This window comes from Agrobacterium sp. CGMCC 11546, assembly GCF_013365515.1.
Taxonomy (GTDB): domain Bacteria; phylum Pseudomonadota; class Alphaproteobacteria; order Rhizobiales; family Rhizobiaceae; genus Agrobacterium; species Agrobacterium fabrum.
Genome location: NZ_CP047388.1, coordinates 565,387 through 589,541, shown reverse-complemented (window position 1 = coordinate 589,541; position 24,155 = coordinate 565,387). Strand labels below are relative to the sequence as shown.

The 24,155-nt window shown below is 58.6% G+C and carries 25 protein-coding genes; 13 read left to right on the top strand and 12 right to left on the bottom strand.

Annotation, left to right across the window (positions count from 1 at the left end):
- Positions 1–58: 58 nt before the first annotated feature.
- The 8 genes from GSF67_RS17505 to GSF67_RS17470 all read right to left on the bottom strand — a co-directional run bounded on the left by GSF67_RS17505 (position 59) and on the right by GSF67_RS17470 (position 9,372).
- Positions 59–1,666: an ABC transporter ATP-binding protein gene (locus GSF67_RS17505; protein WP_176072053.1), complete on the bottom strand. Its 1,608-nt coding sequence runs from the start codon at positions 1,664–1,666 to the stop codon at positions 59–61.
- Between the two features lies 1 nt (position 1,667).
- The gene (locus GSF67_RS17500) at positions 1,668–2,798 is read right to left on the bottom strand and encodes an ABC transporter permease (RefSeq protein ID WP_006316001.1); all 1,131 of its coding nucleotides are present in this window, start codon (positions 2,796–2,798) and stop codon (positions 1,668–1,670) included.
- Positions 2,791–3,714, bottom strand: coding sequence for an oligopeptide ABC transporter permease OppB (gene oppB / locus GSF67_RS17495; RefSeq protein WP_006316000.1), 924 nt, complete (start codon positions 3,712–3,714; stop codon positions 2,791–2,793). The genes GSF67_RS17500 and oppB overlap by 8 nt, the downstream gene beginning before the upstream one ends.
- Positions 3,715–3,768: 54 nt before the next feature.
- Positions 3,769–5,364, bottom strand: coding sequence for a peptide ABC transporter substrate-binding protein (locus GSF67_RS17490; RefSeq protein WP_006315999.1), 1,596 nt, complete (start codon positions 5,362–5,364; stop codon positions 3,769–3,771).
- Between the two features lie 284 nt (positions 5,365–5,648).
- On the bottom strand, positions 5,649–6,425 hold the full coding sequence (locus tag GSF67_RS17485) for an ABC transporter permease (RefSeq protein WP_006315998.1): 777 nt from the start codon (positions 6,423–6,425) through the stop codon (positions 5,649–5,651).
- Positions 6,412–7,233: an ABC transporter ATP-binding protein gene (locus GSF67_RS17480; RefSeq protein ID WP_010973691.1), complete on the bottom strand. Its 822-nt coding sequence runs from the start codon at positions 7,231–7,233 to the stop codon at positions 6,412–6,414. The genes GSF67_RS17485 and GSF67_RS17480 overlap by 14 nt, the downstream gene beginning before the upstream one ends.
- Positions 7,234–7,242: 9 nt before the next feature.
- The gene (locus tag GSF67_RS17475; protein WP_006315996.1) at positions 7,243–8,244 is read right to left on the bottom strand and encodes an ABC transporter substrate-binding protein; all 1,002 of its coding nucleotides are present in this window, start codon (positions 8,242–8,244) and stop codon (positions 7,243–7,245) included.
- 45 nt (positions 8,245–8,289) lie between these two features.
- Complete coding sequence (locus tag GSF67_RS17470; RefSeq protein WP_006315995.1) at positions 8,290–9,372, bottom strand: 4-oxalomesaconate tautomerase; 1,083 nt, start codon at positions 9,370–9,372, stop codon at positions 8,290–8,292.
- A 108-nt stretch (positions 9,373–9,480) separates the two neighbouring features.
- On the opposite strand from GSF67_RS17470, the gene GSF67_RS17465 reads away from it, so the two are divergent.
- On the top strand, positions 9,481–10,377 hold the full coding sequence (locus tag GSF67_RS17465) for a LysR family transcriptional regulator (RefSeq protein WP_006315994.1): 897 nt from the start codon (positions 9,481–9,483) through the stop codon (positions 10,375–10,377).
- A 91-nt stretch (positions 10,378–10,468) separates the two neighbouring features.
- Here GSF67_RS17465 and GSF67_RS17460 read toward each other — a convergent pair whose 3' ends face one another.
- The gene (locus tag GSF67_RS17460) at positions 10,469–11,083 is read right to left on the bottom strand and encodes a nucleotidyltransferase domain-containing protein (protein ID WP_006315993.1); all 615 of its coding nucleotides are present in this window, start codon (positions 11,081–11,083) and stop codon (positions 10,469–10,471) included.
- Between the two features lie 34 nt (positions 11,084–11,117).
- Positions 11,118–12,464, bottom strand: coding sequence for a PLP-dependent aminotransferase family protein (locus tag GSF67_RS17455; protein ID WP_035216584.1), 1,347 nt, complete (start codon positions 12,462–12,464; stop codon positions 11,118–11,120).
- Positions 12,465–12,599: 135 nt separating this feature from the next.
- Between GSF67_RS17455 and GSF67_RS17450 the strand changes: the two genes are divergently transcribed.
- The 4 genes from GSF67_RS17450 to GSF67_RS17435 are packed head-to-tail and all read left to right on the top strand — an operon-like array spanning position 12,600 to position 15,189.
- Entirely contained in the window at positions 12,600–13,004 is a 405-nt protein-coding gene (locus GSF67_RS17450) for a VOC family protein (protein ID WP_006315991.1), read from the top strand.
- A gap of 31 nt (positions 13,005–13,035) precedes the next feature.
- Complete coding sequence (locus GSF67_RS17445) at positions 13,036–13,665, top strand: LysE family translocator (RefSeq protein ID WP_006315990.1); 630 nt, start codon at positions 13,036–13,038, stop codon at positions 13,663–13,665.
- A gap of 55 nt (positions 13,666–13,720) precedes the next feature.
- Positions 13,721–14,566 (top strand): PhzF family phenazine biosynthesis protein, encoded by an 846-nt coding sequence (locus tag GSF67_RS17440; protein ID WP_006315988.1) that lies wholly within the window; start codon positions 13,721–13,723, stop codon positions 14,564–14,566.
- Between the two features lie 26 nt (positions 14,567–14,592).
- Complete coding sequence (locus GSF67_RS17435; RefSeq protein ID WP_006315986.1) at positions 14,593–15,189, top strand: NUDIX domain-containing protein; 597 nt, start codon at positions 14,593–14,595, stop codon at positions 15,187–15,189.
- A gap of 115 nt (positions 15,190–15,304) precedes the next feature.
- Here the strand turns inward: GSF67_RS17435 and GSF67_RS17430 are convergent, their stop codons facing one another.
- Positions 15,305–16,192 carry a LysR family transcriptional regulator gene (locus tag GSF67_RS17430; RefSeq protein ID WP_006315985.1) on the bottom strand — a complete coding sequence of 296 codons (888 nt, stop codon included), beginning with the start codon at positions 16,190–16,192 and terminating at the stop codon, positions 15,305–15,307.
- Between the two features lie 124 nt (positions 16,193–16,316).
- Between GSF67_RS17430 and GSF67_RS17425 the strand changes: the two genes are divergently transcribed.
- The 8 genes from GSF67_RS17425 (at position 16,317) to GSF67_RS17390 (ending at position 22,998) form a co-directional block, all read left to right on the top strand.
- A complete protein-coding gene (locus tag GSF67_RS17425; protein ID WP_006315984.1) occupies positions 16,317–16,670 on the top strand; it encodes an antibiotic biosynthesis monooxygenase in 354 nt (117 codons plus the stop codon).
- Positions 16,671–16,993: 323 nt separating this feature from the next.
- Positions 16,994–17,437, top strand: coding sequence for an acetyl-CoA carboxylase biotin carboxyl carrier protein subunit (locus tag GSF67_RS17420; protein WP_006315983.1), 444 nt, complete (start codon positions 16,994–16,996; stop codon positions 17,435–17,437).
- Entirely contained in the window at positions 17,437–18,828 is a 1,392-nt protein-coding gene (accC, locus tag GSF67_RS17415; RefSeq protein WP_006315982.1) for an acetyl-CoA carboxylase biotin carboxylase subunit, read from the top strand. Before GSF67_RS17420 ends, accC begins: the two co-directional genes overlap by 1 nt.
- Entirely contained in the window at positions 18,825–19,253 is a 429-nt protein-coding gene (locus GSF67_RS17410; protein ID WP_006315981.1) for a hypothetical protein, read from the top strand. Before accC ends, GSF67_RS17410 begins: the two co-directional genes overlap by 4 nt.
- The gene (gene pxpB, locus GSF67_RS17405; protein ID WP_006315980.1) at positions 19,250–19,957 is read left to right on the top strand and encodes a 5-oxoprolinase subunit PxpB; all 708 of its coding nucleotides are present in this window, start codon (positions 19,250–19,252) and stop codon (positions 19,955–19,957) included. The genes GSF67_RS17410 and pxpB overlap by 4 nt, the downstream gene beginning before the upstream one ends.
- The gene (locus GSF67_RS17400) at positions 19,954–20,949 is read left to right on the top strand and encodes a biotin-dependent carboxyltransferase family protein (protein WP_006315979.1); all 996 of its coding nucleotides are present in this window, start codon (positions 19,954–19,956) and stop codon (positions 20,947–20,949) included. Before pxpB ends, GSF67_RS17400 begins: the two co-directional genes overlap by 4 nt.
- A 30-nt stretch (positions 20,950–20,979) precedes the next feature.
- Positions 20,980–21,747 carry a 5-oxoprolinase subunit PxpA gene (locus GSF67_RS17395; RefSeq protein ID WP_006315976.1) on the top strand — a complete coding sequence of 256 codons (768 nt, stop codon included), beginning with the start codon at positions 20,980–20,982 and terminating at the stop codon, positions 21,745–21,747.
- A gap of 45 nt (positions 21,748–21,792) precedes the next feature.
- The gene (locus GSF67_RS17390; RefSeq protein WP_006315975.1) at positions 21,793–22,998 is read left to right on the top strand and encodes a pyridoxal phosphate-dependent aminotransferase; all 1,206 of its coding nucleotides are present in this window, start codon (positions 21,793–21,795) and stop codon (positions 22,996–22,998) included.
- A 58-nt stretch (positions 22,999–23,056) separates the two neighbouring features.
- Here the strand turns inward: GSF67_RS17390 and nac are convergent, their stop codons facing one another.
- A complete protein-coding gene (nac, locus tag GSF67_RS17385; RefSeq protein ID WP_006315973.1) occupies positions 23,057–23,962 on the bottom strand; it encodes a nitrogen assimilation transcriptional regulator NAC in 906 nt (301 codons plus the stop codon).
- Between the last annotated feature and the right edge of the window lie 193 nt (positions 23,963–24,155).

The following is a 24,155-nucleotide window of genomic DNA, read 5'->3' as shown; positions in this document are numbered from 1 at the left end:
AACGATCGGGTTTCAGAACAGAGCCATACACCGCCCGGTAAGACCGGGCGACAATCTATTACGCCACCTCCGCCGAGAACGCGGATTTGATGAGTGTTTTGGTATATTCAGCCACCGGCCTGTTGAATATGGCGTCCGTCTCACCCTCCTCTACGATCTTCCCGTTTCTCATGACGATGACGTAATCCGAAATGGCCTTGATGACCGAAAGATCGTGGCTGATGAAGATGTAGGAAAGGCCGTGCGTCTTCTGCAGCTCGCGCAGAAGATCGATGACCTGTCCTTGAACGGACCGGTCCAGCGCGGATGTCGGTTCATCGAGGATGACGACCTCGGGCTTGAGGATGATCGCGCGGGCAATGGCGATACGCTGACGTTGTCCGCCTGAAAATTCGTGAGGGTAGCGGTTGCGGGCCGCGGGATCGAGACCGACTTCTTTCAGTGCTTCGATTGCCCGCTTGTCCCGCTCCGCCCGGCTGAGCTGTTGCTCATGCACGAACAGGCCTTCGGTGATGATCTCCCCCACCGTCTGTCTTGGCGAAAGCGAGCCATAGGGATCCTGAAACACAAGCTGCAAATGCCGCCGCAACGGCCGCATGGCCTTTCGGTCAAGGCCGGTGATCTCCGTCTTGCCGAAGAAAATGCGGCCTTCCGAAACGATGAGACGCAGAAGCGCACGACCAAGCGTGGACTTGCCCGATCCAGATTCACCGACAATGCCGATGGTCTGTCCCTGGTGAAGGTCGACATTGACGCTGTCGACGGCCCGGAACTTGCTGGACTTCGACAGGAAGCCACCCGGAATTTTATAGTCTATCGTCACATTCTTGCCCGAGAGAACGACCGGTGCCTCGCTGCCGACCGCGGGTTTGTGCCCGCTGGGTTCCGCATCGAGAAGCATCTTGGTGTAGTCCGCCTGCGGGCGCTCGAAGATATCTTCCGTCGTGCCGGTCTCGACGATCTCGCCGCGGCGCATCACGGCGACGCGATTGGCGAAATGGCGGACCACGCCAAGATCGTGTGTGATCAGGACGACGGCCATGCCGAAGCGTTGCTGCAACGACTTCAGAAGGTCGAGGATCTGCGCCTGGATCGTCACGTCGAGCGCAGTGGTCGGTTCATCGGCAATCAGAATGTCCGGCTCGTTCGCGAGCGCCATGACGATCATCACGCGCTGGCGCTGACCGCCGGAAAGCTCATGCGGGTAGCTGTCTATACGCCGTTCCGGCTCAGGAATTCCAACGAGCTTCAGGAGTTCGAGAACGCGTGCGCGCGCTTGCCTTTTGCTGCCACCCCTGTGGTAGATGATCGGTTCGGCGATTTGCGCGCCGATCCGGTAAAGAGGATCGAGCGAGGTCATCGGCTCCTGAAAAATCATGGTGATTTTCGCACCCCGGATATCGTTCAGTTCGTTGACCGGAAGACCGATCAGCTCGTGTCCACGATATTTTGCCGAACCTTCAATAATGCCGTTTGATGCCAGCAGCCCCATGATGCCCATCATGGTCTGGCTCTTGCCGGAACCGGATTCGCCGACGACGGCAAGCGTTTCGCCCTGTTTGACGTCAATATCGATGCCCTTGACGGCATTCACGGTGCCATCGGGCGTGGTGAATTCAACCTTGAGGTCACGGACGGTGAGGATGGTTTCAGGTGTCGTTTTCATATCAACGATCCTTGGGATCGAGTGCATCACGCAACCCGTCGCCCACAAAATTAAGCGAAAACAGGGTCAGCACGAAGAAGATCGCCGGGAATATCAGGAGCCACGGGGCTGACTGGATATTGTTGGCACCTTCGGAAATCAGCGCCCCCCAACTCGTCAGCGGCGCCTGCACGCCAAGGCCGAGGAAGGAGAGGAAGCTTTCCAGAAGAATGACTTTGGGCACGACGACGGTGACGAACACGACGACCGGTCCGATCGTATTGGGAATGATGTGACGGCGGATGATCTGCCAGTCGCTCAAACCCAAGGCCTGTGCGGCCCCCACAAATTCCCGCCGTTTCAGCGCAAGCGTCTGGCCACGGACGATACGCGCCATATCAAGCCATTCCACCGCACCGATGACCAGGAAGATCAGGATGAAGCTGCGGCCGAAGAAAACCACGAGAACGACCACCAGAAAGACGAAGGGCAGCGAATAGAGGATTTCGACGAAACGCATCATCACATTGTCGACACGTCCGCCGATATATCCAGCCGTTGCGCCGTAAAGGACGCCTATCCCGAGCGAAACGAGGCTGGCCAGAATGCCGACGGCGATCGAGATCTGCCCACCCAGCATCACCCGGGCCAGCATGTCGCGACCATTTGAATCCGTGCCGAAGAAGAAGTATTCGCGGTTGACGTCGCCTTCCAGCTTCAGCGTCCGGCCCTCGTCTTCGGTGGCCACGACCTTAGTGTTTTCAAATTCGTTGGCGCGGTCGAAATAGCGGGTCGCGCGCGGGTCGATTGCGCTGCTGGAGGTGATGGTTGCCGTGAAGGTCTGCCCTTCAACGGAAAATTCCTTCAGCTCCACGCGTGCACGGCCGGCGACGCCTTCCATCACGCCCTGAAGGTTGTTCACGTCAGGACGCGGCTCAAGACTGGGCGCCACGGAGACGTAGGACGAGAACACCTGATCATAGGTATGGGTGAGGAAATTCGGACCGATGAAGGAGAAAAGCGTGATCAGCAGGAGCATGATGGAACCCGCCATGGCCGCCTTGTTTCGTCTGAAACGCAGGGCTGCGAGCTGGAACAGGCTTCGGCTTTTCACCACCGGTTGATGGGCAACAGTGCCGGGGATATCAGTCATGTCTGACCCTCGGATCAAGCAGGCCGTAGAGAATATCGACCAGGAGATTGAAAACGATGACGAAAATGGCGACGAGAACCACGGTTCCCATCACCAGCGTATAGTCGCGATTGATGGCGCCAAGAACGAAGTAGCGGCCGACACCGGGGATCGTGAAGATCGTTTCGATGACCGCCGAACCCGTGAGGAGAGCGGCGGCACAGGGCGCGAGATAAGAAACGACGGGCAGCATCGCAGCGCGCATGGCGTGCAGCACGACCACGCTGCGGGCCGGAAGACCATAAGCCTTGGCGGTGCGGATATGGTCCATCCGCAGGGCCTCGATCATGGCCCCGCGTGTCAGGCGCGCGATAACCGCAAGCTGCGGCAAGGCGAGCGCGATCATCGGAAGAATGAGATATCTCAGCGATCCATCACCCCAGCTGCCTGCCGGCAGAAGCCCGAGTATCACGGCAAAGACGAGCGTGAGAACAGGTGCGACAACGAAGTTCGGCACGGTAATGCCAACAGTTGAAATCGACATGAGCGAGAAATCGAAGGCACTGTTCTGCCGGAGCGCGGCCAGAGTGCCGGCAAGAACGCCGCCCACCAGCGCCAGCAACAGCGCATAACTACCGAGTTCCAGCGAATAGGGCAGACCCTTGCCGATCAACTGCGCGACAGTATTGTCCTTGTAGATATAGCTCGGACCGAAATCGCCGGTGACGGCATTGCGGAGGTAGATGAGATACTGGCGCCACAATGGCTCATCCAGATGATAGGTTCTCATCAGGTTTTCCATCGTTTGCGGCGGCAGGGGACGTTCAAGATTGAACGGACCACCCGGCGCGAAACGCATCAGGAAAAACGAAATCGTGACGACGATAAACAAAGTCGGCACGGCGCTCGCCAAACGGCGCAGGATAAACGAGATCATGATTTTTCGGGCTCCGGCATGGCACGGTGGTGTTGGCCACCGTGCCAGCGCTGCTTATTCGGAAACGCTCAGGAAGCGGCTGAGGTGTTCGTTGGCAGCATTGTCGACCCAACCCTTGACCCGGTTGGACACCAGCCAGAGATCGGCCTGCGTCAGAAGCGGAGCGACCGGCTGTTCCTTCATGAGGATGGTTTCTGCCTCATGCAGCAGCTTGGAGCGAGCAGCAGGGTCCTTCTCGTTGTAGGACTTCTGCATCAGCGAGTCGTATTCGGCGTTGTTGAACTTCGAATAGTTGAAGGTCTTATTGGAGGATACCGAAAGAGCGAGGAAGTTTTCCGCATCCGCATAGTCGGCAACCCAGCCGGCGCGCGCCACGTTAAACTTGCCGCCCTCCTGAAGGTAGCCGTAGTGCGAGGCAACGTCGAGGTTCACCAGCGACACTTTCGCGCCGAAAGTATTCTTCCACATATCCGCGATAGCTGTCGCGACGCGTTCATGGTTGGGGTTGGTGTTGTAGCGGATTTCGATGGAAAGCGGCTTGCCGCCTTCACCGTAACCGGCGTCCTTCATGAGCTTGAGTGCCTCGTCTTCCCGGTCGAGCTGGGAAAGCGTGGCAAAATCGGCCTTTGCCGGCTCGCCGTAGGAGTCCATGCCCGGGGGAACCATGGAGTAGGCCGGAACCTGGGAACCGCTGTAGATTTCCTTGGCGAGGAAATCGCGGTCCACCGCCATGGAAAGGGCCTGGCGCACGCGCACGTCGTCATACGGGGCTTCGCGGGTGTCGAAGGTGTAATAGTAGGTCGCAAGCGTCGGCGAAACGTGGACCTGCTCGCCGTAGGACTTGCGCAGACGGTCGATCTGGTCCGCAGAAAAGTTGTATGCGAGGTCCATTTCCTTCGCTTCGAAACGACGAACGGAGGCGGCCTGGTCGTCAATCGGGTAGAAGATGACCTTGTCGATTTTAGTGTTCGACGCATCCCAGAAGTCGGTGTTCTTGACGACCGTCAAGCTGTCATTGGGAACATGCGCTTCGAGCTTGTAAGCACCGTTCGAGACCATGACGCCCGGCTTTACGAAGTTCGTGCCGTTCTTTTCGTAGCTCGCCTTGGAAATCGGCAGCGCCGTCTGGTGAGCAAGAAGCTCAAGGAAGAAAGGTGTTGAGCGCTCGAGTGTGATTTCAAGGGTCTTGTCATCCACCGCCTTCACACCAAGCTGGTCAACCGGCGTTTCGCCCTTGTTGATCTTTTCGGCGTTCTTGATCGGGTAAAGAATATTCGCATATTTTGCTGCGGTCTTCGGGTCTTCGACGCGCTGGTAGGAGAATACAAAGTCGCCAGCCGTTACCGGCGTGCCATCCGACCATTTTGCATCCGCCCGCAATTTGAACGTGTAGACGGTGCCATCGTCAGACAGCGTCCAGCTTTCTGCCGTACCGGGAACGATCTTGCCTGCCGCATCGTAAATGGTGAGACCTTCAAAAAGGTCCTTCAGGATAAAGGCTTCGATGTTGATCGAGGTTTGGGCCTGATCGAGCGTCTGCGGTTCCCCAGAATTGCCGCGATGCAGCACTGTTTCCGCAAGTGCGGAACTGGCACCGAGCAGAAGCGATCCGAGCAGCAGAGTAGTGCGCACTGTAGTTGTTATGGACATTGTTTTCTTTCCCCGTGAGTATTTTGAGCCCACAAACAAGGCCAAATTTCTCCGAAGTGCAACACAATAAATTGTGAGTTGATGCGGAACCCACAACTTCAGTAGCCCCTAAGGTACGTCCATGATGCCGTTTTCGAAATAGCCGCAATTCTGATCGAAGGGAGATTGAACGCTGCGACCTTTGCGAAACTTGTATGGATTGTGGCGGGGCTTTGGCCTGCGCCGACGAAAAAAGCGGGCCGGCCGACTGGCCGCCCCGCTCGATTTGAAACCAGGTGAAAATCCTATGCAGGTCGTTCTTCACCGTTATTCGGCCGCCAGGTGATCAGCTTTTTCTCCGCAACATCGAGAATGAGGTCGATGATGAGGACGAAAACCGCAAGGATGATGATGCCTGCGAAGACGCCGACCGCATCGAAGTTGCCTTCAGAGCGGGCAATCAGGTAACCGAGACCCGCGGAAGCTCCCAGATATTCGCCGATGATCGCGCCAACCACGGCGAAACCGACAGAGGTGCGCAGCGACGACAGGATCCAGCTTGCCGCAGCCGGGAAGTAGACGTGACGCAGCAGGTCAGAGCGCTTAGCGCCGAGAATGCGGGTATTGGACAGCACGACCGGGTTCACTTCACGCACACCCTGCATGGCGTTGAAGAAGGTGACGAAGAAAACGAGCGTGACCGCAAGAGCGACCTTGGACCAGAGGCCAAGTCCAAGCCAGAGAACGAAGATCGGTGCCAGAACGACACGCGGAATGGCGTTCACCGCCTTGATGAACGGATCGAGCACGCGGGCGACGAAGGGGCTGAGGCCAAGCCACACGCCGGCGCCGACGCCAAGACCGGTGCCGATGATATAGCCCAGCACCGTTTCGCTGAGCGTGATGCCGACATGTTTATAAAACCCGGCATCGGCAACCCAGTCGATCACCTGTTTGACGATGTCATAGGGTGCAGGAAAGAAGAAGCGATCGATGGCACCGGAGCTTACGCCAAGTTGCCAGCCGCCCAGGAGCACGACCAGAAGAGCGACCTGGATGATACGAACATTAACGGCTTGCATAGCTTTTCTCCACTTCGCCACGCAGGGACGCCCATATATCGCGATAGAGCGTCATGAATTTTGGATCGAGTTTGATTTCGGCGACGTTGCGGGGCCGTTCGAGATCAACGGGGAAGCTTTCGATAACGCGGCTTTTCGGGCCGGCCGCGAGAACGACGACGCGGTCTCCGAGCGCGATTGCCTCTTCAAGATCATGGGTGATCATGACCACCGCGCGGCGGTCCTCCTGCCACAGGCGCAGCAATTCATTCTGCATCAGGTGGCGGGTGTGGATATCCAGTGCGGAGAAGGGTTCGTCCATCAGGATGACCTTCGGCTCGGTGATGAGCGCCTGCGCCATCTGCACGCGTTTGCGCTGCCCACCCGAGAGCTGGTGCGGAAAACGGTCTCCGAAGCCCTTGAGGCCGACCTTTTCGAGCCAGGCCGTAACCTTGGCGCGCCGTTCATCCTCGGCGACGCCGCGGAACATCAGGCCGAGTTCCACATTCTGAAACGCCGTCTTCCAGGGAAGAAGCGCATCCTGCTGGAACAGATATCCGATGGTGTTCTGTACGCCCTGGACGGCCGTACCGTCGATTGACACCTTGCCTTGCGCAGGCTTCAGCAGCCCTGCGATGGCGTTGAGGATGGTGGATTTTCCGCAACCGGTGGGGCCGACGATGGAGAGAAACTCTCCATCGCCAACCCTAAGGTTGACGTTTTGAACGGCAACGAACGAACCAAACGCCATGGTCACGTCATCGATTGCCACCATCGGCTGGGGTTTGAGTTCCGTCACGGGCTCTAGCTTTCTCACTGGCGAAGACATGGCATATCCTCAGTTTCCGCCCTTCGAAGCCGCGGCCTCGACGAACTTGTTGGTATAGGTGGTGTTGAGATCGATGGTTGCCTTTGCGACCGCATCGTTGAAGCTCTTCAGAACGGCCAGCGGCGTTTCGAGATCGGCAGGCTCGAACTTGCCGTCTTCGGAGAAGATCGCCTTGGCGGCTTCGACGGCCTTGATGTAGGTCTGCTTGTCGCCAGACACGAAATCATCGGGAAGTTTTGCGACGATTTCTTCCGCCGAATGCTGCTTCATCCAGTGCAGCGCCCGAACCGTGGCGTTGGTCACTTTCTGGATTACTTCGGGATTGGCGTTGATGTAGTCCTGCGTCGCATAAAGGACCGATGTCGGATAGATGCCGCCGTAGACATCCTTGGCGCCCTGATCGCTGCGGGCGTCGATGAGGATCTTGCCCAGCCCGCGCTCGACGACGATTGTCGCGGCGGGATCGTAGTTGACGAGCAGATCGATCTTGCCCTGCTGCAGGGCGGCCACGGCCGCAGCACCCGAACCGACGCCGATGATGGAGATGTCGTTGTCGCTCAGATTGTGCTGCTTCATATAGTAGCGAATGAAGAAGTCCGAAGAAGAACCTGGCGAGGTGATGCCGACCTTCTTGCCCTTGATCGTTTCGGGCTTCGCCGGATCGAAGTCTGTATCGTTGGTGCCGGCCAGCACCAGACCAGAATTACGGGCGAGCTGAACGAAGCCCACGACGTGCTTGTTCTGCGACTGCATCTGGATCGTGTGATCGTAGAAACCGACGGCGACGTCGGTGGAGCCGGCAACGAGTGCCTGGAGCACCTTCGATCCGCCCTGGGCAAAGTTCTCGGTGGTTACATCAAGCCCCTCGTCCTTGTAGAAACCGAGGCTCGCTGCCACGGGGAAAGGCAGATTGTTGAGGTTGTACGAGCCTACGCTCATCCTGACGGATTCGGCATTCGCGGATGCTGCCAACGCACAGAGCGCTGCTGTTGCAAGCAGGTATTTACGCATGAGGGTCTCCTCCCTGTTTCATGTTTTGTGTCAATATGGCTGTATTTAAGCTGCGTCTTCAATTGCAGCGGTCGGTTTGGCGAAGGCAAAGCCTTCGAAAAGTCTGCGTGCCGTTCTCACAAGCCCGGCGGTTATTGCTCCCTCCCGCATTTCCAGCTGCACGTCGAGGCGGCCGGCAGGGTGTTCGATGCTGATCTGGGTCGGTACGGAAAGGCGGCCTGCCAAATCGTAGGCAACCGAGCCTTCGGTCACGGCCGCGGTCGCGATGCCAACGGCGCCGGTTGTCGCCAGTGCGGGATGACATTCATTCGGCATGAAATATCGCACCGAAAGAGTGCCGCCCCTGCGGGCTGGCGCGACGAGTACCGGTTTTGGAATGACCATGTCCGTGACATCACCCATGCCCATCAGCTTGCCGGCCTGAATGCGGATGCGGGTCATGCGCTCGATGAGATCGCTGTTGGCGGTGAGCGCCTGCGGGTCCTCATAACCGGTCAGGCCGAGATCGGCCGCGCGCATCAGCACCATCGGAATGGCGCAATCTATGGCCGTCACCTCCAAGCCGTCGATCATGTCTACGGCTTTGCCTGTCGGCAGCAACCTTCCGGTTTTTGCACCTGCGGCATCCATGAACGTCAAGGCGATCGGCGCTGCGAGGCCCGGCACACCATCGATCGAAGCGTCGCCGAGATAGATAACCTCGCGGTCGCGGGTCGGAACCTTTGCCTCGATCAGCTTGCTGGTATTAACGTTGTGAATGCGCACAATCGTGTCGTTGCCATGGGCCTCGACAAGCCCGGCCTCGATCGCGAAGGGGCCGACGGCGGCCAGCATATTTCCGCAATTGGGCGAATAGTCGACATATTGCCTGTCGGTGCGGACCTGCGCGAAAAGATAGTCGATATCGGCACCCTTGACCGTGGAAGGGCCGATGATCGCCACTTTCGACGTGACCGGATTGCCGCCACCAATGCCATCGATCTGCAACGGATGGCCGGACCCCATGATGGAGAGGAGGGCCGCATCCCGTTCGGCTTGATCGCGGGGGAGATCGGATGCGAGAAAGAACGGTCCACGCGATGTTCCGCCGCGCATCAGCACACAGGGTATCTTGAGTAGATCGTTCATGGAAAGAAGCCTCAATCTTGCATTTGGCGGATCAATGCGCCGCGTTGTTGCAATATGAGGAAAGAAGTATAATCTGTTAAATGCAATGTTCGGAGGTTTTATTGCGATATGAGCATCAATTGCGAAATTCTTGATTTACGGGCTTTTCAAGCAGTGGTTGAATTGGAGAGCTTTCACCGAGCGGCTGATGCGCTGCATATTTCGCAACCGGCGCTCACCCGGCGTATCCAGAAACTGGAGCAGGCCATCGGTGCGCCGCTTCTTGAAAGAACCACACGCCATGTCGCTCCAACGGCGATGGGCCAGGAGGTGATGCCGCTTGTCCGGCGCATGCTGGAGGAATTTGACGGATCGCTTTTTGCAATGAAGGACGGTGCGCAGCGGCGTGGCCTTATTACCATGGCATGTGTTCCGACTGCGGCATTCTACTTTTTACCCACCGTCATCAAAACATTTAGTAAGCAATATCCGCATATTAGGCTGCGTATCAGAGACCTGACCGCAAACGAGGGCTTGCAGGCGGTTGCCCGCGGCGAAGTGGAATTCGGGATTAACCTGATGGGAAATTCCGATCCCGATCTGGCATTCGAGCCGTTGATCGATGACCCATTTGTGCTGGCGATGAGGAAAGACCATCCTCTGGCGGCTTTCGAAACAATCCAGTGGGATCAATTGGAGCCACATCCTCTGGTGGTTGTGGATCGTTCCAGCGGCAACAGGACGCTTCTCGACGGTGCGCTTGCGCGGCACAATCTAAAGCTGAACTGGTTTTACGAGGTGACTCACCTCAACACGTCACTCGGTCTCGTCGAAGCCGGGCTGGGGATTTCGGTGTTGCCGCGATTGGCCACCCCGCAGGATGAGCACCCTTTCCTCGTCACGCGACCGATCGTCAATCCCGTCGTGTCGCGAACGATCGGTATTGTGCAAAGGCGCAGCAGCGCGCTGTCTCCGGCTGCGGAAAAATTCGTGCAAATGCTGTTGAAGACCTGGAAAACACCCTGAATGGTGCGTTGCGCTCCATCAGCCTGTGGTCAACTTCTTCCTCGTCCATCAGCAGTGCTGGGCAGAAACTGGTGGGCTGGGAAGCTGGCTTTCACAGCGCCTGCGCCCATTCATGGCCGGGATGCAGGAGCTCAAGGCAATTCCGCAGCCACCGGCGTTCCGACAGGAGCAGTTTCGGGTGTGCATTTACGAAATCCTGCTCGTCCTTAGGACGCCGGTGCTTCGCCTTGAAGAGAAGCACTGCGGATGGGTTGAGGTAAGGAATGCCGTCGGCTGTCAGCGCAACCATGTCGGTGCGGGGTCGTGTAATTTCCGGATTCCTCTTGTAGGCCCAGGTATCATCCGTTCCGGGCTCGATCATCATATCGACGCGCCAGCACTTGGCAGTGCGATCGAAACACCAGATCTGGAAAATCTCCGAGGCCGGTTGCCGATCCGGCGGGAGCCGTTCGAGAACGCCGTCATTGACGGTGTAGAATTCCATCTCACTCAGTTCACGCCGGAAGATTTCCAGATCTTCACGCAGCACCGTGAATTCAAGGTCGTCATGTTCGCGCATCGTGCTTCCGTGCCACAGGTCGAGAGCCCAGCCGCCAACGATGCACCAGGGTTTCGATATGCCGCTCAACCGCCGGGAAAGCTCGGCAGGGCTCCAGGGTTCCCACGCATCCTGGTCCGGCAACATCCGGTGATTGTTCATGATCATAGGGTCTCTCTTGCCTGATTTCGGTCCGGTGGCGTCAGGCCCGCCGCCTCAGCAGTCCCGCCAGAACCGTCAGTGCCCCGGTCAGGTCATCGAATGACGGGCCGCCGAGGCAAAACCGGATGCCGCTTGCCCGATCTTCCGTATCCGCCATCATGGAATCCGGCGCGGTCAGCCTTATGCCGCTTGCCGCGGCGGCGGATACGAAGTCCTTGGAGGCAGCACGCTGCATCGGCAGCCAGACATTGTATGCATCGGGATGCGAGACAAGCTCCCTCGCACCCAGCAGGGAAACCGCAAGGCTGGAGCGTCGCCGCGCCTCGTGGCGCAGATCACGCTGGATCGATGAGATGACGCCGGTGGTCAGCCAGTCCTCAACCACCGCACAGGAAAGGGCGGAGGGGGCCATCGGCGCATCCTGCAAGAAGTTTTCTGCGGCATCCTTCTGTCCCGCTGGCAGCGCCAGTACCCCGATCTGCAAACCGGGGCCGAGCGATTTGGACAAGCCATTCACATGAAACGAAATGTCAGGCGCCAATGCCGCCAATGGGCTGAAACCCGGGTCGGATGCGGCATAAACGCCGTCCTCGATGATCCAGGCACCGGCCCGGCGACAAATATCCACGATGGCATGTCGCCGCGCCATGCCCATGGTGGCGGTAGTCGGATTGTGCAACGTCGGCGTCAGATAGATCGCCCTGCCGCCGCCCGGTTTCATGCCAGCAAGCGCTTCCGCAAGTGCCTCCGGCACCATCCCTTCGGCATCGATCTCCACACCCCGCACCCTGCACCCTTTACGCCGAAGCAGCGCGAGCGCGCCGGGATAGGTGATCCGCTCGGTCAGCAGCAGACCGTCCTTGCCGCAGGTAAGATCGAAGGCCAATGACAGTGCCTGGCGGGCACCGCTCGTCAGCACCAGATGCGATGGATCGACGGACAGGCCCTGCGTCGCGAGCCAACGGGCCAGAACACGCCGGTGTTCCACATGCCCGGCGGGCGGAGCATAGAGATTGAAATGATCCGCATCGATCTTGCGCGCGATGCCGGTCAGCGTTTTTGCCAGAATACGGGCGTTGAGCGTGGCCGGCGGCGCGTTGGACGAGAGGTCGATCTGCGGGTCGTTATGTGCTTCCTGAAGCGCGACGAATGTTCCCCGACCCTTGACGCTACGCGTCAGGCCGCGCCGTTCCAGAACGGCATAGGCCTTCGTCACCGTGCCGAGACCCACGCCCAGTTTCCACGCGAGGTCACGAAGGGCCGGCAGGCGGGCACCGCCCGTCAACCTTCCCTCGATGATATCGTCGGCAAGTGCCAGCACCAGCCGTTCGGCGGCGTTCGCCTCGATATCTGCAAGGCGAGGTACCCAGGGGGATTGCAGCAACACGATCTCAACCTCGTTAAAAGTGTCACGTTACACTATTTAGATAACCAAGAAGTGTAACATAGGCTATGAGGGCGCTGAATGAAATCCACACTTTGCAACAGGCGACAGCCATATGGCGGGCGCATCGAGGTTTAAATGTTCAGCCACGTAACCGTCGGAACGGATGATCTTCAGCGGGCGGGACGTTTCTATAATGCCGTGCTCGCGCCGCTTGGCCTGATACGCCGGACCATCACACCCGATGACGGACCTGCGGCACTTTGCTGGGTGGCGACGCACGCCCCATTGCCGCGTTTTTACGTCTATAGCCCCTTCAATGGCGAGGCGGCGACGGCTGGCAATGGTGGCATGGTCGCCTTTCTCGCGCCATCGAAAGGCGCGGTGAACAACGCCTATGCTGGCGGTTTGGCTCATGGTGGAACCGACGAAGGTGGTCCAGGCCCACGCCCGCATTATGGCGAGGGTTATTTCGGCGCCTATCTGCGTGATCCCGATGGGAACAAGGTCCATATCGTCCATCGCGGTGATCTCCCGCACTAGTGGGGAGCCATTGATTTCCGGAGAAACCGACATGTTCACCAGCCAGCTTGCCCTCGTTTACGGCACCTATCTCATTGCCACCGCCAGCCCGGGGCCAAGCAACATGGCAATCATGGCGACGGCGATGCGCGATGGCCGCCTGCCGGCTCTTGCTTTGGCGGCGGGCGTCATCACCGGTTCGCTGTTTTGGGCAATCCTGACGGCGACCGGCCTGTCCGCCGTGCTCACCGCCTATGCCCAGGCGCTTTTCGTCATCAAGATCGCTGGTGGCGCCTATTTACTGTATCTGGCCTTCCGTGCCGGCAGATCGGCCCTCAAACCGGTTTCCGATCTTGCAGGGATGACTGTGGAACGCGCGGTGCCGCGCTATCGATCGCTCTATCGGCAGGGGCTTTTCATGCATATCGGCAACCCGAAGGCCATTCTCTCATGGATCGCCATCATGTCGCTCGGGTTTCGAGCGGACGCGCCCGCCGGCATGGTGCCGGCAATCATCGGCGGCTGCGCCATTCTCGGCGTCACCGTGTTCGGTGGTTATGCCTTGCTTTTCTCGACCGCCTCGATGATTGCACTCTATACCAGACTACGGCGATGGATCGAATCCGTGCTCTCGGCGGTCTTTGCGGTTGCGGGTCTCAAACTGCTTGTCTGGCAGAGCTGAAGGCCACACCCTCCGCCCACGTCCGGCGGTTGATCCGAACTGAAAGAACGATGTCATGACCCTTGCTATCCATATGATCGATGTATTCGGCTCCGGGCCGCTTTCCGGCAATCCGCTGGCCGTCGTCACGGGCGCCGACAAGCTGACGACCGATGAAATGCAGCGGTTAACGCGGTGGTTCAACCTGTCCGAAACCACATTTCTTTTGCCGCCCACCGATCCCAGGGCTGACTATCGGGTCCGTATATTTTCGCTGGACCGGGAAATGCCCTTTGCCGGACACCCTACGCTGGGCAGTTGCCATGCGTGGCTCTCCGCCAACGGTTCGCCCAAAAACGAAACGGCCATCATTCAGGAATGCGGTGCCGGGCTGGTCCCGGTCCGGCGCGCGCAGGGGCGGCTTTCCTTTGCCGCCCCGCCGCTTATCCGTTCCGGTGCACCGACGCCGGCCGAGCTGGAAGAGGCTCTGCAGCTATTGGGGATCGAGGCCCATGACGTCGTTGATGCCGCCTGGATCGACAATGGTCCCGGATGGCTGGGGATCAGGCTCGCATCGGCCGAAAAGGTGCTTTCCATCGATCCGGTTCGCAGCTGGCCCGGGCGCATTGATGTCGGTGTGGTTGGTCCTCACACGGAAGGCAACGAAGCTGCCTTTGAGGTTCGCGCCTTCTTCAGCGATCATCTGGGCGCCATCGCCGAAGATCCCGTTACCGGAAGCCTTAATGCCTCGCTGGCGCAATGGCTCTTTGCCACCGGCATGATCGCGGCAGATTATGTCGCCGCTCAGGGGACGCGTCTCGGTCGGCAGGGTCGCGTTTACCTCAGCCGCGATGAGACCGGTGCAATATGGGTGGGTGGTGAAACACGCACACATGTCGAAGGCCGATTGCTCGGCCTTTGAAAGACAGATGAAAACGAGGTGACTTGATGAATGACAGTGTTTACCGCCCAATTTCCGAACGCGTGTTGGCGGATGATTGGGGACGGCTGACCAAGTATGAATATGAACTCCGGCTGCGGGATGGAAGCTGGCAGAAGCAGACCCGGGAGGCGTATGATCGCGGCAACGGGGCGACTTGCCTGTTGTACAATCCGGAAAACGGCCATGTCCTCCTGACCCGCCAGTTCCGATTGCCGGTTCTCTTGAATGGCGGGCTGGAATCGCTGATCGAGACACCGGCAGGATTGCTCGAAGGCGCGGAACCGGCGACGCGAATGCGTGCGGAACTGATGGAGGAGACCGGTTACGAGGTTTCCGAACTCACGCACCTGTTTGATATCTATATGAGCCCCGGCTCGGTCACCGAATATCTCGCCTTTTTCCACGGCGAATATGCCGACACCCACAAAGTGGGCGAGGGCGGCGGCTCCGCTGACGAGGGGGAAGATATCGATGTGCTCGAAATTCCCCTGCCGGAGGCGATGCGAATGATCGACCGTGGAGATATTCGTGATGCCAAGACGATCATTCTGCTCCAGCATCTTGCCATCCGGCTTTTACAGGAAAAGCACGGGTCGCTCTGATCGTGGTCCACGAGCATTGGTGGTTCGGGACAGGCGCGATCGCACACTCATGATCGACCAGAAAGAACGTTATCCGGCCCGGCGAAACAGCGCCGGACCGATCCAACGCCGGCGATCATCTGGCGAAAAGATTGGTGGCCATGTAGTCGACAAACGCTCTGACCTTTGGAGAAAGATATCGATTGGTCGGCCAGAGTACACAGAAGGTGCCAGTATCGGCCACGTAATCGTCCAGCAGCGAAACCAGTTTCCCCTCGGCGATTTCAGATGCCACGGCGAATGAAGGAAGACAGGTGACCCCGAATGATCGTTCCGCGAGATAGATCAAGGGTTCCAGCGTGCTTGCAACGGTCGCAACCGGCAGATCGATCCTGATCTCACGCCCATCGCGAACCAGCGGCCACGGTTCAAACTTTCCGGAATTCGCGAAACGGTGGTGGAGACAGCGGTGCCGGGCAAGATCTTCGGGAACCGTCGGCCAGCCATGCGCTTCAAGATAGCCGGGTGCCGCCACGATCCTGTGTTTGAAGGTGCCGAGCTTGCGGCTCATCAGCCTCGTGTCCCTGATATCGCCTGTCCGGATGACGGCGTCGAACCCTTCTTCGATGACGTCGACCAGTCGATCGGTAAAATCCAGGTCGAGATTGATGTCAGGATAGGCATCCATGAAGGCCGATATTGTCGGCATCAGCAGCATGCCCGCCAGCGGAAGGCTGACGCGCAGCTGCCCGCGTGGAATGGCCTGCGATCTCGATAATTGCGCCTGGACGGTCTCATATTCCGACTGGATGCGCCGGCATGTATCGAGGAAAAAACCGCCATCCTCCGTCAGGGTCATGCTGCGTGTCGAGCGATTGAACAATCGCACACCCAGTTCGTCCTCCAGACGTGCGATAGCCTTTCCGACGGCTGATCCAGAGATGCCAAGACGATGTCCGGCCGCCACGAAGCTTCCTGCTTCCGCGACCTGAATGAATATGCCCAGTGTTCCGAGTTTGTCCATGATCTCTAATTAAGGAATTTTCTTCCGGTATGTTGAGAATAGCAGCTTCTTTATCCGCTATTTTCCTTTCGATATCCAGATGTGGCCGCGGCTGAATTGGCCGGGCTTCAAAATGGAGACATCTATGGAAACGACACCTCTTGCAGCCTTCACCGGCTCTCCTGCCCCCACGACTTTCATCGTCAACGTCATACATGTTCATCCCGGAAAGCAGGAAGAAGCCTTCGCCATCATTCAGGACGTCGTACACTACGTCGCCGAACGGAAAGAAGGATTCCTCTGGAGCAGCCTTGCAAAAAGCACGGACGGGCAGACGGTCGTTAATGTCGAGGCTATCCAGGGTGCCGGCAGCGTCGATGAATTCTTTACCGATCCGGCCTTCGTTGAAAAATTCCGCAAGCTGGACACGGTTTCGAAAAGCGAATTCCATACTTACCGAGTCGATGATCTGGTTCTTCCCAAGCTCAAGACCGCGTGACCGGCCTTACGGCATCGGTTTTTCAGGAACGTGTCAGGTTGCAAGCTGTGCAGGGGGAGGTTTCCCCCTGTAGGTAACGAAAAGGTTCACCTGTCTCCCACGTCTGAAAAGATCCGGCTCTTCTCTGCCGAGGGAATTCGAATGAATTGAGCAGTGGCTGTAGTCATTTAGCAGCCGTCACCGACGCTGCTTGAACCCCCGAAAACCGTGGTCCATTAAAACTTCGTTTGACCCCATCATATTGGCTATCGTGTACCCAGGTAGGCAGCCACGCATCGTTTGAATGACGATTGCGAAGGGCTCTCTGAAATACCGAGTGTGCCATGGACCTGCCGAAGATAAAAACGCTGATCGATTTCGTTGGACGGACGAACGTCACGGAGCTGACGGTTACGAAAAAAGAAGTAACGGTCCGGATTTTCCGAACCGTTGGGCAGGCGGCGACTATTGCCGGGACGAATTCGACCGAAGGTGAGGTCGCCGGGCCGGCTTCTTCCGCAGATGTTTCAAATTCCGTCATGAGCGCGGGTTCGACCTTCACCGTTAAGGCGCCGGTTTTTGGTGTTTTGCATCGTTCCCCGGCGCCCGGCCAGAAACCGTTTGTGAATGTCGGCGATCGTGTCGAAGAGGGGCAGACCCTCTTCATCATCGAGGCGATGAAGGTCTTCAACACCATTGCCGCGCCGCATCCGGGCCGAATTGCATATCTTACTGAGGTCGATGGCGGCGAGGTCGAGACGGGCGATGTGCTGGCGGAGATCGCGTGATGGTGGAGGTCTTCAAAGATACGACACCTGCCGAAAGGCGCTTCGATACGGTTCTCATTGCCAACAGGGGTGAAATAGCAGCGAGAATCCAGCGGGCCTGCGATGAACTCGGGCTAAAAACCGTTGCAATATGCTCCGAGGCGGACAGGGGCGCATCCTATGTCCAGACTGCCGATAGTTTTCTTTGTATCGGCCCTTCCGCTGCGGGCAAAAGTTATCTCAACAAGGATGCCATCCTGCTCGCGGCGCGGTTGACATCTTCAGGAGCGATCCATCCCGGTTACGGGTTTCTATCAGAAAATACTGCCTTCTCGGACGCCGTCGAAAAAGCCGGCCTTGTTTTCATCGGACCGGACGCATCGTCGATTGCGACGATGGGCGACAAGATCGCTGCCAAACGGGCGATGATTGCCGCTGATGTACCGTGTGTTCCCGGCCCTGATACGGCATTGCCGGATGATCCGGCTGCCGTCGAAAGCATTGCGGAGGAAATCGGTTATCCTGTCATCGTCAAGGCTGCCGGCGGCGGCGGCGGGCGGGGTATGCGGGTTGTGCCGGATGCCGGATCTCTGCATGAGGCGATTTCCACGACACGCGAGGAAGCCCGTCAGGCTTTCGGCTCGCCGGCGCTCTACATGGAGAAATTCCTTCAGCATCCCCGGCACATTGAAATACAGGTGCTGTGCGACACCCACGGACATGCCGTTTGGCTGGGACATCGCGACTGCTCCATGCAACGTCGCCACCAGAAGGTGGTGGAAGAAGCGCCGGCGCCCGGCATCTCGCCTGACGTGATCCGGTCCGTCGGACAAGCCTGTGTCGAGGCCTGCCAGCAGATTGGCTATCGTGGCGTCGGAACGTTTGAATTCCTCTACGAGAACGGGGCCTTCTATTTCATCGAGATGAATACGCGCCTGCAGGTGGAGCATCCCGTCACCGAAATGACCAGCGGGATCGATATCGTCCAGGCGCAGATCAGGGCAGCCCAGGGGGAAGAACTGGTTCTACGCCAACAGGATGTAAAATGCGAAGGCCACGCCTTCGAGTGCCGCATCAACGCGGAAGATCCGCAGACGTTTCTGCCTTCCGCCGGTGTCGTGACGGGTCTTGCCTTGCCGCAGGGGCAAGGTATTCGTGTCGATACCCATATTCATGAGGGTTACAGGGTTTCTCCCTACTACGATTCCCTTGTCGCCAAGCTCATCGTCCATGCGCCAACCCGCAGCGAGGCAATGGCGAAGATGCGCGAGGCACTTGCCGGGACATCGATTGAAGGCATTTCGACCAATCTGCCGTTCCTGCGCGCGCTGTTTGAGGACGACGCTTTCGCGTGTGGTGAAACGGACATTCATTATCTGGAGAAATGGCTCAAGCAACGGAGAGTGGCATGAGTACGCTCGACCTCACCGACACCGCCACCATCGCGGCCCTGACCGAAGCCCTGACGGCGGCGGGTGTGGACGGAATTGAAATCTCAACGCCCAAGGGTCATTTGCGCCTCCTCGTTGCCACCGGCAACAGTGCACAGGCCGTTTCGGTGGTGAAAACCTCACCAGTTGAAACCGCTGCGGTGCCAGTGATTGTCAAAGCCCCGATGGCTGGCCGTTTCTGTTCTTCTCACCCCTCCGCACCGGTCGAGACTGACAGCCTCCCGCGCTCGACCGGCAGTGCCGATGTTCTCGGCTTCATCCGCGTCGGCTTGGTTCTGCTTCCCGTATCCGCCGGTTGCCTGGGCGTCGTGAAGAGACGGCTTGCAGAGCCGGATGCGTTGGTCGGGTTCGGCGATCCCCTGTTCGAAATCGAGCCTCAATCATGATTGCTACGCCGAATATTCTTGCGCCGCTGCATGACATCCTGCCTCCCACCAAGGGAGAGGCACGCATTTCCTTCATCGGCTCCCGTTCCTTCCTGCTCGAAGCGCCCGGCGAATTCGATCTGCCCGCGCAGCGCTGGATCTGGGCCTTGTCGCAAACGATCAGCAACTGGCCGGATGTTGCGGAAATCATCCCCGGTATGACCAATCTTTTGACGATCTTCAAGGAAACGCCCGATGACCCCGACAGTGTCGTCGAGCGGCTGCGGGACGCATGGAACAGTGCCCAGAGCCTTGATCTGACTGGAAAAACCATCGAAATCCCCGTGCATTATGGTGGCGAATACGCAACCGATCTTGCTGCCATCTGCGATTTTTCGGGGTTGATCGACCGCGAGGTGGTGCGTCTCCATCACGAGGCGACCTATCGTGTCTTCGCATTGGGCAGCGCCCCCGGCTTCGGTTATCTGCACGGTCTTGATCCCCGTATTTACATGCCCAGAAAAACCGTGCCGTCCATCAGGATGGAAAAGGGCTGCGTGACCATTGGCGGCATGCAGACCGGTGTGGCCATGCTGACGGGTCCGAATGGCTGGAACTCCATCGGTTACGCCGATCTGCAGATGTTCGATCCGGCATCGTCGGCGCCTGCCCTGATGGCGCCAGGCGATATCGTGCGGTTCGTGCCGGCGAGGATCGAGCTATGATCGAGATCATCGAAACAGGTCCTTTCAACACGGTGCAGGACCTCGGACGCCCGGGTTATCGCGACATCGGTGTCTCCGCGGGAGGGGCCATGGACCCGCTGGCCGTCAAAATCGGCAATATCCTTCTCGGCAATTTCGACGATGCGGCCGTTATCGAGGTCCAGACCTTTCCGTTCAAAATGCGATTTGAAGCCCGTGCGGCCTTTGCGGTCACGGGGGCAGATGGTCAGGTGTTGCTGGATGGCAGGGAGCTGCTTTCATGGTGTACGCATGTAGCCGCCGAAGGCCAGATTCTGGAACTGAAGCAGCCGCCGCAATTTGCCCGTGCCTATATTTCTCTTGCAGGCGGTGTGGATGTTCCGGTGCTGATGGGGTCGCGGAGCACCGCGCTGCGCGGCGGGTTTGGCGGCAATGCCGGGCGGCCCCTTGCCAGGGGCGACAGGCTGAAGATCGGCACGGTCCCGGATGCGCTACCGCTGCCGGCAAGCGGTATTGCCGTTATCGAACCTGCCACTGCTTTGCGTGACGTGTTCGCTCCGCCAATTGAAGGCATCTTGCAGATCCGCGCGATACCGGCCGGCGAACATGGGCTGTTCGCGTCCGATGGCGAGGCTTTCTGGAGCCAGACATGGCGCATCTCATCCCGCAGCGACCGCACCGGCTATCGTCTGTCCGGCGAACCGATCAAGCCGACGGAGACAATCGAAATGCGCTCCCATGGGGTCGTTCCGGGTGTGGTTCAGGTGCCGCCGGGGGGAGAGCCGATCATCCAGATGAGTGACGCCAACACGGCGGGGGGATATCCCAAGGTTGCCGGCGTGATCGAATGCGATCTGTGGCGGCTTGGGCAGGCGCGGATCGGCAGCCGGTTGCAATTCGTGCGCTCTACCCATGCTGAAGCGCGGGTCGTGGAGCTGGCGGTTGCCAGCTATCTCGAGGATATCAGGCAGACTTCACACATGGTCAAGCGGGCGCTGAGGGCAATGGCCTGACGACAGGTGAACGGATCGAAGGAGAATGCGATGAAGATCGATCTGAATTCCGATATGGGCGAAGGTTTCGGTCCTTATCGGCTGTGCGATGACGAGGCGATGATGAAGATCGTGTCGTCGGCCAATATTGCCTGTGGTTTTCACGGCGGCGACCCCGACACGATGGCCCGGATGGTGCGTCTGGCGAAAGCGAATGGTGTCGGCATCGGCGCCCATCCGGGGCTGCCGGACCGCGCCGGTTTCGGACGACGGGAAATACCGTTCCAACCCGACGAGCTGCGTCAGCAGATGCTTTACCAGCTCGGTGCGCTGATGGCGATTGCCGGAGCCGAGGGGATGAAGGTCGGCCATTTCAGCTTTCACGCGGCGATGGGCAATATGGTCAATCGTGAACCCGTACTGGCGGATCTGATGATGAATGCCATCGCCACCGTCGATCCGCGGCTCGTGGTGTTCGTGACGCCAGAAAGTGAAATAGAAAGGGCGGCGAAACGCGCGGGCCTCAACACACTGGCGCTGTTTCTGGCAGACCGTGCCTATGACGCCGAAGGCAGGCTCGTGGCGCGGGGACTGCCCGGCGCATTGGTCAAGGACGAGACGTCGGTGCGCGCGCGGGTTCGACGGTTCCTGACACATGGTCAGGTCGAGGCCATCGATGGCACGATCATCGCCATGCCCGCTCGCTCTATCCTCGTCCACAGCGATACGCCCGGTTCTCTGGAACTTGCACGCATCATCCGCAGTGAAATCGAGGCTTCCGGCGCCACTCTGGCGCCTGCGGCCGAACTCGCGGCCTGAGCCGGTCGCTGTTTGTTGTTTCCATCTCATCGAAAGATTACCCAGATGCCTTCCACCGCCGATCGCCTGAAAAATGTTTCCATCTCCGCTTCCGCCGCCATGACCCAGCGTGCCAGGGAACTGGCCGCGAAGGGGATCAAGGTCGTGAGCCTTTCCTCCGGTGAGCCGGATTTTCCAACCCCCGCCCATGCCATCGAAGCCGCGCATGCCGCGGCACTTAATGGTGAAACGAAATATCCGCCGATGGATGGAACGGTGGCGATGAAGGCCGCGATCAGCCGGAAATTCAAGCGCGACAACAACCTAACATATGATGCCAGCCAGATCGTCGTCTCCGCCGGCGGCAAGCAGGTGATCTTCAATGCCATGCTGGCCACCTGCAATCCGGGTGATGAGGTGGTCATCCCTGCGCCGTCATGGGTCAGTTATGCCGATATCGTCAAGTTTGCCGGTGGCGTTCCGGTGCCGGTGCCCTGCTTCGAACAGGCTGGTTTCAAGTTGCGTGCGGAAGATCTCGAAGCCGCAATCACGCCACGCACCAAATGGCTTTTCCTGAACTTCCCCAGCAATCCGACCGGTGCAGCCTGCTCGCGAAAAGAGATGGCGGCGATTGCCGAGGTTATGCTGCGTCATCCCCATGTGTGGATATTGACCGACGATATCTACGAGCATCTCGTTTATGACGGGTTCGAGTTCGGCACGATCGCCGATGTCGAACCGCGGCTTTACGACCGCGTGCTGACCATGAACGGTGTGTCCAAAGCCTATGCCATGACGGGCTGGCGGCTTGGTTACTGCGCCAGTGGCTCGAAGGAACTCATTACGGCCATCAGCAATGTCAACGGCCAGAATGGCGGCGGCATCACCACCGTCACACAGGCTGCAGCCATTGCCGCACTGGATGGCCCCCAGGACCTGCTGAAGGAAAGAGCCGCCATCTATCGCGAACGGCGTGACTTCGTTCTTGGCCAGCTGGCCGAGATCGACGGCCTGCGTTGCCACAAGCCGGAGGGCGCCTTCTACATCTATCCGAATATTTCCGGCCTCATTGGCAAAACCACCAAGGGCGGACGCAAGATAGAAAGCGACGTCGATTTCGTCATGGCACTGGTGGATGAGCATCACGTCGCCACGGTGCAGGGTGCCGCTTATGGGATGAGCCCCTATTTCCGCCTTTCCTATGCCACCAGCATGGAGATGCTGGGCGAAGGATGCGCGCGGATCGCTCAGTTTTGCCGGGACATGCGCTGACTGACGCTACACATCTCCTGGTCCGCTGTGGCCAGACCGGGAGATGTGATGTCATTCCCTAAAGTTTCAGCTTCTCTGTCAGTTCCACAAGAATGTCCTTCACCGCAAAAGCCGGCTCGGACAGGGAGTTCTGATCGGATGTGCAGAGGGACAATGTTTCTTCGATGCGCGGGGACAGGAGCCGGCAAACGAGCGGTTCGCCCGTTTCCGAGACGATACGGTCGGCTATCGCCTTTGGCATGATAGTGGCGCCAAGGCCGCTTGCGACGGCGCGGGCCAGCGTTCTGACGATCTCAACTTCCGCGACGACCTTGAGATTGATCCGGCTGCGGGTAAATGCGGTGTCCACCGCGCGGCGCACGAAATTGTAACTCGGCGGCAACAGCATCGGCAGCCCGTCCAGGGCGCCGATGGGCACCGGTTTCAGATCCGCTTCGATCGCGAAATTGCGGTGGGCGACAAGATAGAATTCTTCACTGAGGACCGGCTCGAAGCGCACGCCCTTGATCGGGCCGACGCCGTGAATCAACGCCATTTCCAGACGGCCGTTCATGATCATCTGGCTGTAGGTCTGTCCGACACTTTCCGTCAGGTGGATCAAAATGCCCGGATGCCGTTTTCGCGTCTCCGCTAGCAGATCGACGGATAATGTGGCGGCGCTGCTGAAAGGCACCAGGCCGACCGAAACACGTCCCGCAAGCGAATTGCCCGCCGCTGCCGCATCGACCTGCGCCTGTTCCATCTGCCGCAGAATGATTTGCGCATGGCGGTAAACCGCATGTCCAGCATCCGTCATCGTCACGCCCTGCTGGCTGCGAATCAGCAGTTTTTGGCCGAAATGCTCTTCGAGCGCGGCCAGCTGCTGGCTCAGCGCCGGCTGGGCAAGGTGCAGAATATCGGCTGCACGCGTGATGCTGCCGCTATCCACGATGACGATGAAGGATTTGAGACGTCTGATATCCATTGCGATGATGATGATTTCGGTTGTGCTGCGGCAAATCTACAAGGTCGCCCCCGTTTTGCAATGCGAACCGGGAACCGGAATCATCCGCAAACCTGTGTGAAGCGGATTCCATCAGGCTTTTTGCCCGGAAACCATGGCGCTTCGGGCTCCATAAAAGTTGCTTATTACTCCAAAAGTAATCGGTCTTAGGCAA

Bases quoted from the DNA above. Each gene is read 5' to 3' on its own strand.
- GSF67_RS17505 (WP_176072053.1), bottom strand. From the start codon at position 1,666: ATGAAAACGACACCTGAAACCATCCTCACCGTCCGTGACCTCAAGGTT.
- GSF67_RS17500 (WP_006316001.1), bottom strand. From the start codon at position 2,798: ATGACTGATATCCCCGGCACTGTTGCCCATCAACCGGTGGTGAAAAGC.
- oppB (WP_006316000.1), bottom strand. From the start codon at position 3,714: ATGATCTCGTTTATCCTGCGCCGTTTGGCGAGCGCCGTGCCGACTTTG.
- GSF67_RS17490 (WP_006315999.1), bottom strand. From the start codon at position 5,364: ATGTCCATAACAACTACAGTGCGCACTACTCTGCTGCTCGGATCGCTT.
- GSF67_RS17485 (WP_006315998.1), bottom strand. From the start codon at position 6,425: ATGCAAGCCGTTAATGTTCGTATCATCCAGGTCGCTCTTCTGGTCGTG.
- GSF67_RS17480 (WP_010973691.1), bottom strand. From the start codon at position 7,233: ATGTCTTCGCCAGTGAGAAAGCTAGAGCCCGTGACGGAACTCAAACCC.
- GSF67_RS17475 (WP_006315996.1), bottom strand. From the start codon at position 8,244: ATGCGTAAATACCTGCTTGCAACAGCAGCGCTCTGTGCGTTGGCAGCA.
- GSF67_RS17470 (WP_006315995.1), bottom strand. From the start codon at position 9,372: ATGAACGATCTACTCAAGATACCCTGTGTGCTGATGCGCGGCGGAACA.
- GSF67_RS17465 (WP_006315994.1), top strand. From the start codon at position 9,481: ATGAGCATCAATTGCGAAATTCTTGATTTACGGGCTTTTCAAGCAGTG.
- GSF67_RS17460 (WP_006315993.1), bottom strand. From the start codon at position 11,083: ATGATCATGAACAATCACCGGATGTTGCCGGACCAGGATGCGTGGGAA.
- GSF67_RS17450 (WP_006315991.1), top strand. From the start codon at position 12,600: ATGTTCAGCCACGTAACCGTCGGAACGGATGATCTTCAGCGGGCGGGA.
- GSF67_RS17445 (WP_006315990.1), top strand. From the start codon at position 13,036: ATGTTCACCAGCCAGCTTGCCCTCGTTTACGGCACCTATCTCATTGCC.
- GSF67_RS17440 (WP_006315988.1), top strand. From the start codon at position 13,721: ATGACCCTTGCTATCCATATGATCGATGTATTCGGCTCCGGGCCGCTT.
- GSF67_RS17435 (WP_006315986.1), top strand. From the start codon at position 14,593: ATGAATGACAGTGTTTACCGCCCAATTTCCGAACGCGTGTTGGCGGAT.
- GSF67_RS17430 (WP_006315985.1), bottom strand. From the start codon at position 16,192: ATGGACAAACTCGGAACACTGGGCATATTCATTCAGGTCGCGGAAGCA.
- GSF67_RS17425 (WP_006315984.1), top strand. From the start codon at position 16,317: ATGGAAACGACACCTCTTGCAGCCTTCACCGGCTCTCCTGCCCCCACG.
- GSF67_RS17420 (WP_006315983.1), top strand. From the start codon at position 16,994: ATGGACCTGCCGAAGATAAAAACGCTGATCGATTTCGTTGGACGGACG.
- accC (WP_006315982.1), top strand. From the start codon at position 17,437: ATGGTGGAGGTCTTCAAAGATACGACACCTGCCGAAAGGCGCTTCGAT.
- GSF67_RS17410 (WP_006315981.1), top strand. From the start codon at position 18,825: ATGAGTACGCTCGACCTCACCGACACCGCCACCATCGCGGCCCTGACC.
- pxpB (WP_006315980.1), top strand. From the start codon at position 19,250: ATGATTGCTACGCCGAATATTCTTGCGCCGCTGCATGACATCCTGCCT.
- GSF67_RS17400 (WP_006315979.1), top strand. From the start codon at position 19,954: ATGATCGAGATCATCGAAACAGGTCCTTTCAACACGGTGCAGGACCTC.
- GSF67_RS17395 (WP_006315976.1), top strand. From the start codon at position 20,980: ATGAAGATCGATCTGAATTCCGATATGGGCGAAGGTTTCGGTCCTTAT.
- GSF67_RS17390 (WP_006315975.1), top strand. From the start codon at position 21,793: ATGCCTTCCACCGCCGATCGCCTGAAAAATGTTTCCATCTCCGCTTCC.
- nac (WP_006315973.1), bottom strand. From the start codon at position 23,962: ATGGATATCAGACGTCTCAAATCCTTCATCGTCATCGTGGATAGCGGC.